A 977-nucleotide genomic window follows, 5' to 3' on the forward strand; every position below is an offset into this window, starting at 1 on the left:
TTGCAATCGCTGATCGCCGCCTGGTAAATCCGCTCGCCCTTGTTGAGCTGCTTGAGTGTCAGAAGCTTGCCTGCCGGGCAACTGAACGTATCTGTTTGAGCGTCGTATTTGAAGTCGTCGCGTTCGAAGACATCCTCCGTCGCCTTGTGCGGGTTCCTCGACCGATTCGGGGGAACATAAGCCGTAATACCCACCTCTTCACAGGCTTGAAACTGCTCGCCACTTGAATAACCGGCATCCGCGGTGACGGTCAGTTCATTCTGATCCAGGTGTTCCTTGGCCGCTTTGGCCATGGGCTCAAGTTAGCGATTATCAGTCGCTTCCTGAGTCACCTCGTGGTGAAGAATCAGGCAATGCTTGTCGTCTACCGCCGTTTGGACGTTGTAAGCAACACACATGCCTTGAGGCGCTCTCATCATTCGAGCATCACTCTCGGTGGTGATGAATTGCTCGATGCCCATCACCTGCATCAGGGCCTGACAGGTCTGATTATCGAGCTGTTTGGCCTGCAACTGCTGGAGTGTGCTTTTGATGGCCTCGCGGTTTACCGTCTCACCCGACTCGGTCTTGTCGGCCTCATCCAGCTCAGCCAGATACTGGGTAATACGCTTGTCCAGGCGCGCTTCCTGGCGCTTGAGCTGCTTGAGGCTCAAGTGGCGCCGGGAAGAGGCCACCGCCTTGAACTTGCTGCCATCAATGGCGACACATTCTCCGGCGATCAATCCGGCCTGGCGGCAGAACTGCACAAACGCACGGCAGGTTGCTATAAACGCCGGGCCGTTGTTCTTGCGGTAGTCAGCGATGGTTTTGAAGTCCGGTTTGAGGCGGTTGAGCAACCACATGACTTCGATATTGCGCTGGCACTCGGTTTCCAGCCGGCGTGAGGAGCGGATGCGCTGGAAATAGCCGTAGAGGTAGAGTTTGAGCAGATCGGCGGGATCGTAGGCCGGGCGACCGGTCGCCTTGGGCGTGGCCTT

Annotated in this window: 1 pseudogene; it reads right to left on the reverse strand. The window is 56.9% G+C overall.

Going from position 1 to position 977, the window contains the following annotated elements:
• A pseudogene (locus CWE01_RS32660) lies at positions 1-977 on the reverse strand (IS1182 family transposase); the annotation flags it as partial.

The sequence above is a fragment of the Pseudomonas sp. QS1027 genome (assembly GCF_002814235.1).
Lineage (GTDB): Bacteria > Pseudomonadota > Gammaproteobacteria > Pseudomonadales > Pseudomonadaceae > Aquipseudomonas.